Annotated in this window: 1 pseudogene; it reads left to right on the top strand. The window is 68.3% G+C overall.

Features of this window, described 5'->3' with window-relative positions:
* Positions 1–520, top strand: a pseudogene (locus FUT87_RS27035) (class I tRNA ligase family protein); the annotation flags it as partial.

The raw sequence follows: 520 nt of genomic DNA, 5'->3' as shown, positions 1-520 counted from the left end.
CTGCCGCGCGACGAGGTGCAGGCCAAGAGCCGCAAGTACGCCGGCGAACAGATCGACCAGCAGCGCGCCGACTTCAAGCGCCTGGGCGTGCTGGGCGACTGGGACCACCCCTACCGCACGATGGACTTCAAGAACGAGGCCGGCGAGATCCGCGTGCTCAAGCGCCTGTTCGAGCGCGGCTTCGTGTACCGCGGGCTCAAGCCGGTGTACTGGTGCTTCGACTGCGGTTCCTCGCTGGCCGAGTTCGAGATCGAGTACGCCGACAAGCAGTCGCCCGCCGTCGACGTGGCCTTCCTGAGCGCCGAGCCGGACAAGCTGGCGGCGCCTTCGGCCTGCAGAAGCTCGACAAGGACGCGTTCACCGTCATCTGGACGACCACGCCCTGGACCATCCCCGCCAACCAGGCGCTCAACCTGAACCCCGAGCTGCCCTATGCGCTGGTGGACACCGAGCGCGGCTACTTCGTCGTGGCCGAGGCGCTGGTCGAGAAGTGCCTGGCCCGCTGGGGCATCGAGGGCCG

It is taken from the genome of Mitsuaria sp. TWR114 (assembly GCF_007997345.1).
This window is presented reverse-complemented; position numbering and strand designations above follow the sequence as displayed.